Source organism: Erwinia phyllosphaerae (assembly GCF_019132875.1).
Taxonomy (GTDB): domain Bacteria; phylum Pseudomonadota; class Gammaproteobacteria; order Enterobacterales; family Enterobacteriaceae; genus Erwinia; species Erwinia phyllosphaerae.
In genome coordinates, this window is record NZ_JAHSPF010000007.1 from 70,094 (window position 1) to 85,968 (window position 15,875).

14 protein-coding genes are annotated in these 15,875 nt (G+C 54.3%); 5 read left to right on the forward strand and 9 right to left on the reverse strand.

Annotation, left to right across the window (positions count from 1 at the left end; genetic code table 11):
• Positions 1 to 36: 36 nt before the first annotated feature.
• The 3 genes from KUE00_RS13575 to KUE00_RS13585 all read right to left on the reverse strand — a co-directional run bounded on the left by KUE00_RS13575 (position 37) and on the right by KUE00_RS13585 (position 2,581).
• A complete protein-coding gene (locus tag KUE00_RS13575; protein WP_246760429.1) occupies positions 37 to 573 on the reverse strand; it encodes a type II toxin-antitoxin system YafO family toxin in 537 nt (178 codons plus the stop codon).
• Positions 560 to 808, reverse strand: coding sequence for a hypothetical protein (locus KUE00_RS13580; protein ID WP_246760430.1), 249 nt, complete (start codon positions 806 to 808; stop codon positions 560 to 562). The genes KUE00_RS13575 and KUE00_RS13580 overlap by 14 nt, the downstream gene beginning before the upstream one ends.
• Before the next feature lie 165 nt (positions 809 to 973).
• Positions 974 to 2,581, reverse strand: a complete 1,608-nt coding sequence (locus KUE00_RS13585) for an inorganic phosphate transporter (RefSeq protein WP_246760431.1) — start codon at positions 2,579 to 2,581, stop codon at positions 974 to 976.
• Between the two features lie 237 nt (positions 2,582 to 2,818).
• On the opposite strand from KUE00_RS13585, the gene KUE00_RS13590 reads away from it, so the two are divergent.
• Complete coding sequence (locus KUE00_RS13590; RefSeq protein WP_246760432.1) at positions 2,819 to 3,829, forward strand: DUF481 domain-containing protein; 1,011 nt, start codon at positions 2,819 to 2,821, stop codon at positions 3,827 to 3,829.
• A gap of 90 nt (positions 3,830 to 3,919) precedes the next feature.
• Here the strand turns inward: KUE00_RS13590 and KUE00_RS13595 are convergent, their stop codons facing one another.
• The gene (locus KUE00_RS13595; protein ID WP_246760433.1) at positions 3,920 to 5,146 is read right to left on the reverse strand and encodes a L,D-transpeptidase family protein; all 1,227 of its coding nucleotides are present in this window, start codon (positions 5,144 to 5,146) and stop codon (positions 3,920 to 3,922) included.
• Between the two features lie 173 nt (positions 5,147 to 5,319).
• Complete coding sequence (locus tag KUE00_RS13600) at positions 5,320 to 7,134, reverse strand: glycoside hydrolase family 15 protein (RefSeq protein ID WP_246760434.1); 1,815 nt, start codon at positions 7,132 to 7,134, stop codon at positions 5,320 to 5,322.
• Between the two features lie 145 nt (positions 7,135 to 7,279).
• Between KUE00_RS13600 and KUE00_RS13605 the strand changes: the two genes are divergently transcribed.
• Entirely contained in the window at positions 7,280 to 8,056 is a 777-nt protein-coding gene (locus KUE00_RS13605) for an SDR family oxidoreductase (protein WP_246760435.1), read from the forward strand.
• A gap of 351 nt (positions 8,057 to 8,407) precedes the next feature.
• Here the strand turns inward: KUE00_RS13605 and KUE00_RS13610 are convergent, their stop codons facing one another.
• Complete coding sequence (locus tag KUE00_RS13610; protein ID WP_246760436.1) at positions 8,408 to 8,986, reverse strand: DedA family protein; 579 nt, start codon at positions 8,984 to 8,986, stop codon at positions 8,408 to 8,410.
• 215 nt (positions 8,987 to 9,201) lie between these two features.
• On the opposite strand from KUE00_RS13610, the gene KUE00_RS13615 reads away from it, so the two are divergent.
• The 3 genes from KUE00_RS13615 to KUE00_RS13625 all read left to right on the forward strand — a co-directional run bounded on the left by KUE00_RS13615 (position 9,202) and on the right by KUE00_RS13625 (position 13,433).
• Positions 9,202 to 9,789, forward strand: a complete 588-nt coding sequence (locus tag KUE00_RS13615; protein ID WP_246760437.1) for a Yip1 family protein — start codon at positions 9,202 to 9,204, stop codon at positions 9,787 to 9,789.
• 178 nt (positions 9,790 to 9,967) lie between these two features.
• Positions 9,968 to 10,909, forward strand: coding sequence for a D-alanyl-D-alanine endopeptidase (pbpG, locus tag KUE00_RS13620; RefSeq protein WP_246760438.1), 942 nt, complete (start codon positions 9,968 to 9,970; stop codon positions 10,907 to 10,909).
• Positions 10,910 to 10,994: 85 nt separating this feature from the next.
• Positions 10,995 to 13,433, forward strand: coding sequence for a DUF3772 domain-containing protein (locus KUE00_RS13625; protein WP_246760439.1), 2,439 nt, complete (start codon positions 10,995 to 10,997; stop codon positions 13,431 to 13,433).
• On the opposite strand, the gene KUE00_RS13630 is transcribed toward KUE00_RS13625, so the two are convergent.
• The 3 genes from KUE00_RS13630 to dld all read right to left on the reverse strand — a co-directional run bounded on the left by KUE00_RS13630 (position 13,430) and on the right by dld (position 15,831).
• Entirely contained in the window at positions 13,430 to 13,738 is a 309-nt protein-coding gene (locus tag KUE00_RS13630; RefSeq protein WP_246760440.1) for a type II toxin-antitoxin system RelE/ParE family toxin, read from the reverse strand. The genes KUE00_RS13625 and KUE00_RS13630 overlap by 4 nt on opposite strands.
• Positions 13,738 to 13,992, reverse strand: coding sequence for a type II toxin-antitoxin system Phd/YefM family antitoxin (locus tag KUE00_RS13635; protein WP_246760441.1), 255 nt, complete (start codon positions 13,990 to 13,992; stop codon positions 13,738 to 13,740). The genes KUE00_RS13630 and KUE00_RS13635 overlap by 1 nt, the downstream gene beginning before the upstream one ends.
• A 105-nt stretch (positions 13,993 to 14,097) precedes the next feature.
• Positions 14,098 to 15,831 carry a D-lactate dehydrogenase gene (dld, locus tag KUE00_RS13640; RefSeq protein ID WP_246760442.1) on the reverse strand — a complete coding sequence of 578 codons (1,734 nt, stop codon included), beginning with the start codon at positions 15,829 to 15,831 and terminating at the stop codon, positions 14,098 to 14,100.
• Positions 15,832 to 15,875: the final 44 nt, after the last annotated feature.

A 15,875-nucleotide genomic window follows, 5' to 3' on the forward strand; every position in this document is an offset into this window, starting at 1 on the left:
CTTCAGATGGCACAGCGGAGAGGCTATCCGGCAAAATCATCCTGCCGGATAGGGTTTTGTCTGGCGGCCTGGCGTTTCGTGGGTTTCTATCAATGTTTTAACGGCATCAATAATGCCGGGCCGTAATTTATGGAAATCATCAATATATTTCCATACGTCTTTCTCTGACATATCACCATTATGACTCGATCCGAAATCCAGCATTAAAATAATTCGTTTATTGTGCACGGTAAAGTCGGCATAAACGATACATGCATTTGACGTAGCATGGTGTTGATGCTTGTTGAAGATATAGCTGACAGGAAGGATGTGAATATGAAAAATGGGTTCAAAAAGAGCGGCTTTGGGACGCCTGAAGGGACCGAGCTTGCCGAAGCCGGATTCATTATCAGCGAGCTTAAATGCGGCGTGCTGCATCCAGAGATGGGGTTCCGTCAGATAACCGCTTAGCGCCGCGCTTTTTAAATCTGCACAGGCTTTATCAATAATATTATCTAAAGCACGCTTGTTTTTAAGCGTTATGGTCTGATAAACCCTGAAAGCAGGAGAGTAAAGCTTATCAGGCTTCTTCAAACCTCGGATCTCCATCCTTGCCACAGCTGGTGCTGTACTCTTCTGAGATCCTTACTGCTCTTTGCAACGCTTGAGCTGATGCATTGACGTAAATAACCTGAGGGTTAAGGCCAACACGAACCATTTTACGTCCGACAGGTTTTTTACCTGAAAGCATAACAAGGGATGCAGCCACGGCATTACCTTTAGCCGGGTCAGGAATTTTTTTTGGGGTTGAGTGAAGATTAAGCTTCATTTTTTCATCCTGATTCACGTCAACATTCGTTATCAACAATATTGCTATAGCCGTATTCTGTTTTATCAATAGCCTGGTTATTGTACGCCCGGCAGGCTACAGGTAGCAACTTGCATTTATTTTATACGGCCTGCTTTTACCAGTGCAGCCGGGCCGTATTTGTGGTCAAAACCGCGTAAACAGCCAGTAAAGCGTGGCGGAGAGCAGAATCGACACGGGCAGCGTCAGGATCCACGCCATTGCCAGGTTGCGCAGCGTGGCCATCTGCAGGCCAGAGCGGTTGGCTGCCATCGTGCCCGCCACGCCGGAGGAAAGAACGTGCGTGGTCGAAACCGGTAAACCAAAGCCGTCCGCTGCACCAATTGTCGCCATCGCCACCAGTTCAGCGCTGGCACCCTGAGCATAGTTCAGATGCGCCTTACCGATCTTTTCCCCGACGGTGACCACAATCCTGCGCCAGCCGACCATGGTGCCCAGCCCCAGGGCAATAGCAACGGTCACCTTAACCCACCAGGGAATAAAGCGCGTGGCGTTATCCAGTTCAGCTTTTAGCGCATCCAGATCTCGCTGGGTTTGCGCGGGCAGTTTGAACTGCGGATCGCTTTTCAGATGCTTAATGGTTTCAGAAGCCAGATACATATCATTACGGGTATTAGAAACCGCCCGCGCCGGGATTTTATCAACCGTGCCGTATTGACGGATCTGATTGCCAATCGCGCCGGTCAGCTCGGCCAGTGCGGGCAGCACCTGAGGATTAAGCTTGTCGGTACGAACGTAGTCCGTCAGCACGTGGTAAGAAGAAGCAGGTGCTGGCGCATTGTTTGACTGGCGCATCAGCTCCTGTTGCGTCACGGTAGCCAGCGCCGCAACGCGTGGGCTTTGCTCGGCAGGAATCGAGCGGTTCAACGCGTAGGCCATCGGCATGGTCCCGACCAGAATCAGCATAATCAATCCCATACCTTTCTGCCCATCGTTAGAGCCGTGCGCAAAAGAGACGCCGGTGCAGGTCAGGATCAGCAGCCCACGGATCCAGGTCGGCGGCTTTTTATTTCCCTGCGGCGCGCTGTAAAGTCGGCGATTCCTGACGACTCGCTTCATTAACAGCATCAGCAATCCCGCGCAGACAAAGCCGACGATCGGCGACAGTAATAAGGCATAGCCCACTTTTAACGCCTGATCCCAGTCCACGCCGCTGGTGCCGGTACGGCCATGAATCAGCGCGTTTGCCACGCCCACGCCAATAATGGAGCCGATTAACGTGTGCGAGGAGGAGGCGGGCAGCCCAAACCACCAGGTGCCAAGGTTCCAGATAATGGCCGAAAAGAGCAGGGCATAAACCATTGCGAAACCGCCGCCGCTGCTGGCCTGTAAAATCAGCTCGACCGGCAATAAAGAGATAATGCCAAAAGCGACCACGCCGCTGGAGAGCAGTACGCCAAGAAAGTTAAAAAAGCCAGACCAGATTACCGCCACGGTTGGCGTGAGTGAATGGGTATAAATCACCGTGGCCACGGCATTTGCCGTATCGTGAAACCCGTTAACGAACTCAAAGCCCAGCGCGATAAGCAGCGCCAGACCCAACAGCAAATAAGGCACATAGCTGGTGCTTTCGCTGCCTGCATCGGTAACGTCATGAAAAAGGTTAACGCCGGCAAAGGCGATGCCTATAAGCATCAGCAGAATAAACAGCAGTACCGATAATCGGCTGTTTTTACGGTAAACGGGACGACTACCGGCCATCTGATACCGATCGATTGCGCTGTTCTGGCTCATAAGTCCTCTTTGCTGTGGGCGGAAAGAGATAGCTGTCTTAAGCAGATGTACGCAGGATTAATGACAGTAAGATGACGAAGCCCGTCGCGATTTATCTTAAAAACAGGCGGTCAACGTGCCAAATCGGACCCTGCTTGCTCTGTTTATCAGACATATTCCCCTGCTTAGCGAAACGGTTATCGTTTAAGGTATAGGAAACATTCGCTCATCCTGCGCTCAAAGGTAGTACCTGTCTATATGCATCTTCTTTTATGCCGTTTGCGGCTTTCCGGTCTGCTTGTCCTGTTTTTTCTTACTCCCTGTGTTCATGCCGATACGGTCTGGATGAAAAACGGCGATCGCCTGAGCGGCACGGTGCGCTCGCTTAGCGGCGGCAAGCTGGTGATGGATACCAGCTACGGCGGCACGCTTTCGCTTAACTGGAGCTCGGTCAGTACGCTTTCCAGTGAAAAAGCGATCGATGTACGCAATGGCCAACAGGTTTTCAAAGCACAGCTTGAAGCGGCCGATCCGGGCTATATCGTGGTGCGGCGCGGCGCGGATGAACAGCGGGTGCAGATAACCAGATTTGAAGAGTTTATGAAGCCCAAACCTAAAACCGATGCGCTGACCTGGACCGGTAATATTGATATGGGGATCAGCCTGAAAAAAGCGTCTACCCGCACGCAGGATTCCCACTTCGCCTATAACAACAAGGTCAATATCGGCAAATGGCGTAACGACTTTGGCGGCACCTATACGCGCGAAAAAGAAGATGACACCATGAACACCGAAAACTATAGCCTGCGCTACGCGCTGGACTATCAGTTTCGCGATCGGCTTTTCTGGCAGGGCAGGGCCAGCTACAAGCGTGACTGGGTCGAGGATTTATCACAACAGGCGCTGCTTGGCACCGGCCCCGGCTACCAGTTCTGGGACGATGAGCTGGGCTCGTTTTCGCTGGCGTTACTGGGCGGCGCGTTTACCTATGGCTATAGCGACGGCAGTTCAGACAGCCACCTTGGCGCTTCGCTGCGCTGGGACTATCAGCGTTTTCTACAGGGCAGAAAGATCGCGCTGTTCAGCCACGGCGACGTAGGGCATTCGCTGGGCGATAACATCTTCACTATGGATGCCGAGGTCGGCCTGCGTTATCAGCTTACCAGCTGGTCGTCGTTAAATATTACCTATGGACATAACCTGGTTAGCGGCACGCGCGATACGTTAAATGAACGTGACTTCACCACCGGGCTGGGGCTGAAGTGGTAAGGAGGGCGCCTGGGCAATGTAAAACATCTCAAAAAGGCATAAAAAAACGGGCCGTTTGGCCCGTTTTTGCTGGTCAGCGAGACGCCACTATCAGGACTGCGTAGCCGCGTTAGCTTTCGCTGCCGATTTGCTGTCCTGGTAGATTGGGCCAGGCTGCGTGGGCACAACAAAGTTGCTACTGCTAGAGGCAGGGGCCTGGGTTGCCGCCGCGCCGCCGCCAGAGGTCTGACCGTTTGCATTTGTTGCAGGCTGGCCGTCTACGGTTGGCGTATCGGCAGCCGGGGCCGCGCCACCGTTAGCGCCCTGCGGCGTTACCGGCGTGGCTGGCTCTTCTTTAGGCTGCGCGCCTTCGTTTTCCTGTACCGGAATCGGAGCGGCATAGCCATTACCGGCCGCGCCGTTCACTTTAGTTGGCATACCGGTACGCGCTTTCAGCGCTTCTTCCAGCGTCGTGCTGTCTACGCTGCTGTCCGCCACAATCTTGTTCACGGCCGCGGTTAACGTCAGTGGAACCGGCTCGCGTGAATTAAACTGCTCTTCGGTCTGCGACAGAGGATTGTGCACCTCGATATAGCGTGAACCGTCTGGCTCTACGCTGGCCTTAACCGGCTGATCGATAAACTGTACGCGCGTGCCGACCGGCACGTTGTCGAACAGCCATTTGATATCGTCAGCGCGCAGGCGCACGCAGCCGTGGCTGACGCGCAGGCCGATGCCGAAGTTGGCATTGGTGCCGTGAATAGCATAAAGACGGCCAATATAGAGCGCGTACAGGCCCATCGGGTTATCAGGGCCGGCCGGGAAAATTGGCGGCAGCGGTGAGCCCGCGGCAGCAGCATCTTCATGCATTTTTTTGGTTGGCGTCCAGGTCGGGCCATCTTTTTTGCTTTGTACCGTGGTGGTCCAGTTCATCGGCGTATCTTTACCCAGTTCGCCTACGCCAACCGGTAATACCACCACCGTTTTGCCGCCTTTTGGATAGTAATAAAGGCGCATTTCGGCGCTGTTGACCACGATACCTTCGCGCGGCGCGTCGGGCAGGATCAGCTGCTGAGGAATAATTAATTTGCTACCGGCTTTGGGCAGATAAACATCCACGCCCGGATTCGCTTCCAGCATGTTGCTCAGCCCCATCTGATACTGAGCGGCAAAAGCCTCCAGCGGCAGCTTGCTGTCGGCAGGCACGGTAATTTCAATATTGTCGCCAAGCAGACGGCTGTTAGCGGCGGGCAGGTTATAAACCACGGCAAAAGCAGACTGGCTATAAGCGGTAACGGCCAGCAGTAAAGTGGCTAACGCGCGGATGCTCTTTTTCATATTCTTCAAGGTATAGCGCCATGTAAACTGTGGATAAAGAAGCCTGTGCCGGTCAAAGGTGACCGGCTGCACATTATATGGTCATAAGCGTCCGGAATAAACCTGCATTTGCGCCTGGCGTGCCAGCTTTACGCAGATTTATCTGGAAATAACGCGTAAAAAATGGCTTTGCGTTACGGCTGCCATAGCGGGTCGTCGCCGTTCAGCTTGCGGTTAAGGAAAAATGCCGCGCTAATCAGGGCCAGATGGCTGAGCGCCTGCGGCGTATTGCCCAGCGCATAGCCTTGATGATCAAACTCTTCCGCGTAAAGCCCCAGCGGATTGGCATAGCTTAGCAGCTTTTCAAACTCGAAATGGGCTTCATAAACTCTGCCAGCGCGCGCCAGACATTCGACATACCAGAACGAGCAGGCGGTAAAAGATCCTTCCGTGCCTTCCAGCGCATCAGCCGGTGTTTCGGCGCGGTTATAGCGTTTTACCAGGCCATCGTTAACCAGCTGTTCTTTAATCGTGTCCAGCGTCTTCAGCCAGTCGGGATCGGTTGCGCCCACGAATCTGACCAGCGGCATCAGCAGCATAGAGGCATCAACAAAATCACCGTGTCGCGTGGCAACAAAATGGCCTTTTTCTTCGTTCCAGAAGTTGCTCCAGATATCTTCACGGATCTCATCACGGACGCGCAGCCAGCGTTCGTAAGGAAACGAGAGCGATCGTTTCTGGCCCAGCCTGATTGCACGATCTAACGCGACCCAACACATCAGGCGGGAGTGCAGGAAATGTTGCGGTTCACCGCGCATCTCCCAGATACCGGCATCGGGCTGATTCCAGTTTGCCCCCACGTAGTCAATCATTTTGCTAACGTGCGCCCAGCCACGATGGGAAATCGCTTCGCCATATTTGTTGGCAAGATAAATCGCGTCCATCAGCTCGCCATAAATATCCAGCTGTTTCTGATTCCAGGCGTCGTTGCCAATACGCACCGGCGTGGAATTAGCATAGCCAGAGAGATTGAGCAGCTCGCTTTCGTGTAGCTCGGTGCCGCTGTCAAGACGGTACATCACCTGGAGCTTTTCCACGTCGTGATGGCTGTTTTCCACGCAGTGACCAACCCAGTGGGTAAAGTGCCTGGCTTCTTCCACATAGCCGAGCCGCATCAGCGCATACATGCTAAACGAGGCGTCACGCAGCCAGGAGGCGCGATAGTCCCAGTTGCGCTCGCCGCCCAGCTCTTCCGGCAGGCCAAAGGTAGCGGCGGCGGCGATGGAGCCGTGTTTCCACGAGGTCAGCAGCTTTAGGGTCAGCGCGGAACGCGTCACCATCTCCTGCCAGCGTCCGCGATAGCTGCTCTTGGCGCTCCAGTCACGCCAGAAATGCAGCGTTTCCTGGAAACAGACGGCGGTTTTTTCCTCATCGACTTTTTCGTCGTCCGCGCAGCCGAGGACAAACTCGCGGTGCTCACCGGCTTTTAAGGTGAAGGTTGCCGTTGCGGCATTTTCTGACGTGGCAAAATCGGCTTTTCCGCTCAGGCGCAGCGTCGGCTGGCTGTCCGCGCTAAACAGCACGCCGCCTTCATGCAGGCTCGCTATAGTTTCCGCTCTGGCATAATCGTGAACTGGCGCGCAGCGTAGCGTAAAGGTTGCTTCGCCATGAACCACTTTTACCCGGCGGATCAGGCGCGGCCGGGTGTCTTCCCGATTGCAAAGCGGCATATAGTCGGTGATTTCCGCCACGCCGTTATGATCGAGCCAGCGAGTCTGCAAAATATTGGTGTCAGGCAAATAGAGCTGTAGCCGTCGCGCTTGCGGCCAGTCTGGCTCGATACTGAACAGGCCCGCCTCATCGCCATCCAGCAGCGCGGTAAAGACAGAGGGACTGTCAAGATTCGGCCAGCAGAAGTAGTCGATTGCCCCGTCGTTTGCCACCAGCGCGCAGGTGCGCAGGTCTCCGATAACGCCATGATCCTCAATCTTTCTTTTTATTTTGCTCATTCCTTCCTCTGGCTAATTGTGCAGGCTGTTTTTTAACTATAGACAGTGCCCGCCAGCGGCGGCGTCAGGAAGCGCAAGCAAGTGTAAACGCCGCTGAAATTCCCTCGCCTATACTTAATTTTTTATCGTGACCGAGGAGCCATCCATGAGTAAAGCAGAGCAGAAAGTTGCCGTTGTCACCGCCTCCGATTCCGGGATAGGCAAGGCCAGCGCGATTATGCTGGCGGAACAGGGATACGATATCGGCATAACCTGGCGTTCGGACGAAAAGGGCGCGCAGGACACGGCCAGCAAGGTGCGTGCGCTGGGTCGGAAAGCAGAAGTTCACCAGCTGGATCTCGCCGACCCGCAAGAAGGCGGCAAGGCGCTGGAGGCGCTGATTGGCAAGCTTGGCCGTATTGACGCGTTGGTTAACAACGCGGGCACCAATGATAAAGCGGCGTTTCTGGAGACTTCTTTTGACTCGTGGCGCAAGGTGTTCAGCGTAGACGTGGACGGCGCGTTTATCTGCGGTCAGATCGCCGCGCGGCACATGGTGGAGCAGGGCGACGGCGGACGTATCGTTAATATCACCTCCGTGCATGAGCATACGCCGCTGCCGGATTCGGTTGCCTATACGGCCGCGAAGCATGCACTGGGTGGATTGACTAAAGCGATGGCGCTAAGCCTGATGCCGCACAATATTCTGGTAAACTCGGTCGCGCCCGGTGCTATCGCCACGCCGATGAATGCGATGAGCGACGACGATGCCCATAAGGTTTCCATTCCGGAAATCCCGGCAGGCAGGCCAGGCGACCCGCGCGAAATTGCCAGCATGGTCGCCTGGCTCTGTTCCCAGTGGGCAAGCTACACCACCGGCCAGTCCTTTATTATCGATGGTGGCTTTACCCTGGCGAACCCGCAGTTTTATATCGGCAAATAAGGTTATAGAGCCATTGCCCGGCCCGCTTATTTGTCCCGTTCGGCTGGCGAAGCTACCAGCCGTCGTCTTCTCGCCTGCTGGCAGGATCACCAGCCTTCATCTTCCTGTCTGCTGGCAGGATTACCAGCCTTCATCTTCTTGCCTGCTGGCAGATTCATCAGCCTTTATCTTCCTGTCTGCTGGCAGGATTACCAGCCTTCATCTTCTTGCCTGCTGGCAGACTCATCAGCCTTCGTCTTCCTGCCTGCTGGTAGGATCACCAGCCTTTATCTTTATGCCTGCTGGCAGGATCACCAGCCGTGATTTTTTCCAGCCGGTAAAACCCTGCCTTTATTTATCCGGCAGCTACAATCACTCATCTTCATCCGGCTGGCGAGCAGCACGGCGCTTAAACCAGATCCTGATGCCCCAGACCAGCGCGACGATCAGCACCACCCAGAAAACCTGTTTCAGATGATGATCCAGCTTGTGCAGCCAGGGTGCGATAACCTGGCCGCCCACGTAGCCCAGCGAGACGAAAATCACTGCCCACAGCACCGCGCCAATTACGTTCAGCAGAAGAAATTTTTGCGGTTTTAAACCGCTGGAACCGATGATAATCGGACCGATAATGCGCAGGCCGTACATAAACCGCACGCCGATAACAAATAACACGGGCCGTTTGCGGATCAGGTTATTAGCTTTTTTTATCTGTTTCTGATGTTTCTTAAAACGCTGCAGAATGGCGGTGCCATAGTGGCGGCCGATAAAAAACAGCGCGGTGTCGCCCAGGATGCCGCCCGCCATTGCCACCAGCACCACCAGGCCATAGTGCAACAGCCCTTCATGTGCCGCTACGCCGCCCAGCAGCGTAAAGGTTTCCCCTTCGGCAATACACCCCAAAAATAGCGCCAGATAACCGTACTGCGTGATCAAATGATTGATATCCATTTACTGTTGCTCCTGCGGTCAGTGCGCTAAAAGCTTTTAGTCTAAACGCTGTCGGCTAAAGCGGGAAAAAAGTTGCCCAAAAGCGCGATTTTTTTCGTAATAAACAGAAGCGGTTAGCATAAAAAAACGACGGTGAAAAAATAAACAGTTGAGGATGGCTTATAATTCAGTCTGACCCGCCAGTTCGCAACCGACCTGTAATAAGGAGTGAAGATATGAACCATGTCTGGGGACTTCTTGCGCATCCTGACCGTGAAATGCGCGATATCCGGCAAGAAAACGAATCCGTTTCGCATCACTATACGCACCATGTTTTGCTGATGGCGCTGATTCCGGTTATTTGCGCCTTTATTGGAACGACGCAGCTCGGCTGGGATTTTGGCGCGCGCAGCACCATTCAGCTTACGCTGGTAAACGCTTTTGCTCTCGCCGTGCTGTTTTATGCGCTGATTTTGGGCGGCGTAGCGGTAATGGGCCGCGTGATTTACTGGATGGCGCGTGACTATCCACAGCGTCCCAGCCTGCAACGTTGTACCGTATTTGCGGGCTATGTTGCCACCCCGCTGTTTGTCAGCGGCCTGGTAGCGCTTTATCCGCTGGTCTGGCTGTGCGTGTTTGTCGGCGCGCTGGCGCTGGTTTACACCGGTTATCTACTTTATATCGGCATCCCTATGTTTCTGAATATCGACCGGGAAGAGAGCCTGCGCTTTTCCGGTTCCACGCTGGCCATCGGCGTGCTGGTGTTCGAAGTATTGATGGCGCTGACCGTTATCCTGTGGGGTTACGGCTACCGTCTGTTCTGAACCCTGCGCCGTCGGGCCCCCGGCGGCGCTGTTGTTAACGCCCGGAAACGAATATCTCTTAGGAAAAAGATTAGCCTCCAGCGTATGATGCGCTTGCCAGCCCCCGCGTGGCGTGCTTTGTGCGGCGGCGGCGTATGGCTGTGCCATACCTGAATCACTATCGATTAAGTTTCCAACGATGCCTGCAAAAATTCGCTTGTCTCTTCTGACTTTAGCTTTGCTTTTTTCCGGACAGGTTCTTCCGGCCGTGGCCAGCCCGCATCCCGCTGAGGTCGCTTCGCTTTCGCAGCCGCAAATTGCCTCAGGCAGCGCGATGATTGTCGATCTGAATAGCAATAAGATCCTCTACGCCAGCCATCCCGATCTGGTGCGGCCAATGGCCTCAATCACCAAGCTGATGACGGTGATGGTCACGCTGGATGCGCATCTGCCCATGGACGAAATTCTGAAGGTAGATATCAGCCACACGCCAGAAATGCGCGGCGTTTTCTCCCGCGTGCGTCTGAACAGCGAAATCAGCCGCAGGAATATGATGTTGCTGGCGCTGATGTCCTCGGAAAACCGGGCCGCCGCCAGCCTGGCGCATCACTATCCCGGCGGTTATGACGCTTTTATTCGCGCTATGAACGCTAAAGCGCGCGAGCTGGGCATGACCCATACGCGTTACGTCGAACCAACCGGCCTGTCGATTCAAAACGTCTCGACCGCCCGCGATCTGACAAAGCTACTGATCGCTACCAAACGCTATCCGCTGATTGGGCAACTGAGTACCACGCATGAAGATATGGCTACCTTCACTAACCCGAACTACACGCTGCCGTTTCGCAACACCAATCACCTGGTTTACCGTCCCGACTGGAATATTCAGCTGACCAAAACCGGGTTTACTGATGAGGCCGGGCATTGTCTGGTAATGCGTACCGTGATTAAGCAACGTCCGGTTGCGCTGGTGGTGCTGGATGCTTTTGGTAAGTACACGCATTTTGCCGACGCTAACCGCCTGCGCAGCTGGCTTGAAACAGGAAAAGTGTCGCCGGTTCCCGCCGCCGCGCTGAGCTATAAAAAGCAAAAAGCGGCGGAAATGGTTAGCAATACGGGTAATGGCGAAGTTACCGAATAGTTAAGCATCCGCTGGTTTTCGGGCAGGCAAACGCCTAAAATAGCGCGCGCTTGCCTGTCCGAGCGTCTGATATCTGGAACTCTTCATGTCGACAATAATGACTTTTTTTCGCCTTTGCCTGTTTACGTTAATCGCTTTTTCACCCGCGCTGGTGTACGCCGCTGACGATGACGCCAGCCAGCAGCAGGCTGCCGGAACGCCAGCCAAACTCAACGCGGCGGTTGAACTGCCTAAAATGCAGAAGGTGCTGGATAAGATTAAACAGCAGGTTTCTGGCGAAACCAACGACAGCAAGCTGAACGCGCTGAACGATATGGCGCTGGAACTTTCCAGCGATGCCGACACGCTGATGCAGTCCATTACGCCGCAGCGCACGCAGCTGCAGGCGCAGCTTGATGTGCTTGGTCCGGCGCCAAAACCGGAAAGCGGCGTTAAAGAGACGTCAGAAGTCACCAGCAAGCGTAAAAATCTGCAAAACCAGAAAAGCAAAATCGACGATCAGCTTAGCCAGGCGGAAGCGGTTAAAACGGGCGCGACCAATCTTTCCGCGCAGATCGTTAACCTGCGTCGCGATGCGTTAAAAACGCAGCTGGCGCTGAACGCAGGCAGTATTTTTGGGCCGCGCTTCTGGTCGCCGCTGTTTAACGGTCAGAGCGATGACAACGAGAAGGTTAAAGATTTCCTTACCGAGCTGGCGGATACCGCCGTGCTGGCATGGCAGCCGGGCTGGCGCATCGGCACGGCTTTCTGGATTGTGCTGGCCGGACTGGTCGCGACCTTTGGCCGTCGCTATATGGAAGAATTTCTGGCGTGGGTAGGAATTAACCGGCTGCCGGAAGGGCGCTTGCGCCGCAGTTTCCTGGCGGCCGCTATTGCGATGACCACGCTTGCCGCTATCGTGCTGGCCTTTAATTTTCTTGACCTGGCCTTTACCCGTCAGCCTGACGTAACGGATGACGTACGCGACTTTGCCGACAAACTGGTAGGCCTGAGTATTTTCTGCGGTTTGATCGCGGGCCTTGGCCGCGCGTTTCTTTCTACTCGCCGTCCTTCCTGGCGCTTGCCGACCATTTCCAACGAAGTGGCGCTGGCGCTGAAACCTTTTCCGCCGCTGATGGCGGGCCTGGTGTTTGTTTTCCAGGCGCTGGAAAATCTCAACAGCAGCGCTAACACCAGCGTTGCGACGACGGTACTGGCTAACGGTATTACCGCGCTGCTGATTGGCGCAACGGCGCTCTCCATCAGTTTCCGCACCAATCGCGTGCGCCGCAAGCTGGTACTGGAAGGCGGACAGCCAGAAGCCAAATCCACGCTGGTTGGCCTGATTCAAATGGCCATTACCCTGATTGGCGTGGCAATTATGGTGACGCTGGTTATTGGCTATGTGACGCTGGCACGCTTTTTAAGCTATGAACTGATCTGGGCGGGCATCGTTTTCGGTTCGTTTTATATTCTCAGCCATCTGATTTCGGACGCCTGTGAATCGCTATTTTCCACCAGCAATCCTACCGGTAAAGGCATTCAGCGCTCGCTGAACATTGATGAACGTCACCTTTCTCAGGTCGCTACGCTGTTGGGCGCACTGGGTAAGACGGTCCTGGTGCTGATTGCCGCGATGGCCATGCTAAACGGCACCTTCAGCAGCGCCGCGCCAATCGAGCTGGTGCAGAAAGCCATTGAGTTCTGGGGCGGAAAGGGCCTGGAGTCGCTGAATATTGTTCCGGCGCACGTACTGAATGCGCTGCTGTGCCTGGTTGTCGGCATTTACGTGCTGCGTTCGGCCAGGCGCTGGCTGGATCAGGATTTTCTGCCGAAGACCACCATGGACACCGGCATGCGCGTTTCGCTGATTACGCTGTTCAGCAACGTGGGCTACGTGCTGGTTATCCTGCTGGCGCTGTCGATAATGGGATTACAGTGGAACAAGCTGGCGTGGATTGTCAGCGCGCTATCGGTTGGTATCGGTTTTGGCCTGCAGGAAATAGTTAAAAACTTTATCTCTGGTCTGATTTTGCTGACCGAACGGCCGGTTAAGGTTGGCGATCTGGTCAGCATCAGCGGAATTGAAGGGGATATTCGCCGTATTAACGTGCGCGCTACCGAGATCCAGCTGGGCGACAAATCTACCGTTATCGTGCCTAACTCGCAGTTCATCTCGCAAAACGTGCGTAACGCCACGATGGGCAATGCCCAGGGCGTAGCGACCATTACCCTGACTTTCCCGCTGGATATCGATCCGGTAAAAGTGCGCCAGCTCCTGCTGGACGTTTATATCGATAACGAGCGTATTCTGGAGACGCCGGAACCGTCGGTTTCATTTAAAGATCTGACGCCAGCCGGCATTGTGCTGGCCGTTACCGGCAACGTCGCCAGTCCGCGCCAGGTTTCCGGCGCCAAGAGCGATTTGCTGTTTGATATTCTGACCCGTTTGCGCAAAGAGGGCATCGTGCTTTCCACGCCGCAGACAATGATTGTCGAACAACGTAACGGTCAAAAAGTGGTGGTGCAGGAAGGGGACGCCTAGGCACCTTTTCGCTGCAGAAGCACTTTGGGAAGGCGGCTCTGGGGGATAACAGCAATAACCAGAACGCCGCCTTTTATTGCTGTATAATAAATCATGTGGCTGGCGCAGGGAAAACTAAACACCTCCGGCCATAAATTTTCCTGTTCGTCATGGCCTATGCCAGGATTTTCCGCCAGAAGCTTTAATGCAACCTGGAGGCTGAGTAAATAATTCTTAGCGATAGCTTTGCCCCATGTTCTGATTGAATAGTCCTTTATCTCGCGTAAATCCTCACGCGCGTCATCCGTAAACACTATGCGGGCCATTATAAATCCTTCATTAATCCATCAAATACCGTCTCTATATCGTGAATCTGGCCTGCTTTAGCCTGCGCAAGTGAATGCGCCAGCTTGCTGCGCAGAGTTTGTAGCTTCAGTTGTTCTATTTCTGCATAGTCGTCGGCAGAAATGACCACTACGGAAGGCTTACCATTCTTTGTGATGCTCACTGGTTCACGCTGTGCTTTGTTAATCACCTCGCCAAACTGGATTTTGGCTTCGCTGGCAGTAAAACTAACCATGGTGGCTTCCTTATGGGTTAAATCGGTACGAAAAGTACAATTCATACCGATTTTAACGCCGCTCTTACTCCTGCGCTAGTCTGTTTAATAAGCAGGATTGCCAGCTTAACGCTTCAGCTTTTGACCGCAATCGCATGCCGCCCAGTTTTTTGCTTTGGTGGTTTTACCAATGCCGGGGTTAAAGCTATTGGTCGGATCGAGCTGCTGATAAAAGGCTTTCAGCTGCGGTTTTGCATGGTAAAGATGGCCGACATTGTGCTCGGCCGGATATTCTGCACCGCGTTCGCTAAGGATTTGCAGCATTTTCTCTTTAAGTGCATGCACATCCACACCTTTTTTCACAATGTAATCCTGATGAAAGACGTGGCAAAAGAAGTGGCCGTAGTAGAGCCGATGTACCAGCGCGTCGTCGAATTCGGGCGGCAGTTTCTCAAACCAGTCGCGATCGTTGCGGCGTAACGCGATATCCAGCGCCAGAATATCTTCCACTTGCTGATGATGTACCGCGTGATAGCGCACGGCGGCACCTGCTGCGGCAAAACGATGTAAAAAGGCTTTGCTGCCTTCTTCAGGCGTACACTCAAAGAACTCACCCTCGGCCTGCTGGAAGTACGTGCGCAGATACTGACGCGCCTCTTCCACACCCGGCCCGGCCATTTTCAACATCAGATGATGCTCAAAACGCTGGCGATAAGCCTTTAGTCTGGCAGGAAGATGCGCAGGCAAAAGCCCGCTGATTTTTTGCAGCACGCGATCGGTAAAGTTGGGCTTAATAAAAGAGACCCGTCTTAACCAGGCGTCGACGCGGCCTTTCAGGGAGAAAAACAGCGGCATTTTGTCAGTGCCGAGTTTGTCGATGATCACAAAAGTATCTTTGCCGTAGGTTTCGGCAATATCAAAAATATCGCGATGCAGATATTCGCCCGCTACCGGTAGTTCGCTGAATTCGCTCAGAATATGGCGGCGTAGCTCGTCTAAAACCGCCGGCTGGTTAGTGCCAATATAAAACACCTGCTGCGCGCTTTCACTGGCAAAGGTATCCAGACGTACGGCAAACACGGCTAGCTTGCCCGCGCAGCCGGAAGCCTCAAATAATCGCCGCGCATCCGCGTTAAAGCGGGATGGCGTATCGGCTTCGACTTCACGCACGCGTTCCGCGTAGTCATGGTCTGAGGCGTGGCGCTGATCGTAGCGCACATCCTCGGGCCGCCAGGTTTCATCATCAAGACGGCTGAGGATCTGTTCCGGCGTGCTGCCCAGCTCAATGCCAAGATGGTTAACCAGCGTCAGCTTGCCGCTGGCGTCCTTTTGCGCATAAAGCGCCATTTCGCTGTATGCCGGGCCGCGTTTAATCAGCGAACCACCGGAGTTATTGCAGATGCCGCCCAATACCGACGCGCCAATGCAGGAAGAGCCAATCACCGAATGCGGCTCCCGGCCCAGGGGCTTAAGGATTTTTTCCAGCTGGTAGAGCGTGCTGCCGGGCAGGGCCAGCACCTGTTTACCTTCATCCAGCAGCTGGATTTTATCCATCCGGCGGGTACTGATAATCACGATATCGCGATCGTAGTGGTTGCCGTCCGGCGTCGAGCCTTCGGTCAGGCCGGTGTTCGCCGCCTGCATCAACACAATCACGTCTGCCGCCACGCAGGCCTGTAAAATACGCCACTGCTCCAGCAAGGTGCCGGGAAACACCACGGCCAGCGCGTCGCCTTCGCCGGAGCGAAAACCTTTGCGGTAGCGTTCAGTTTTTTCAGGATCGGTAAGCAGATGGGCGCGCCCGACAATGCGGGCCAGTTCAGTAACCAGCTTGCGGCCGGTCGGTGAGGGTTTATTCATGTCCTTGTGTCCTTGTTAGTCGCACGTCATAACTTTAGCACCGC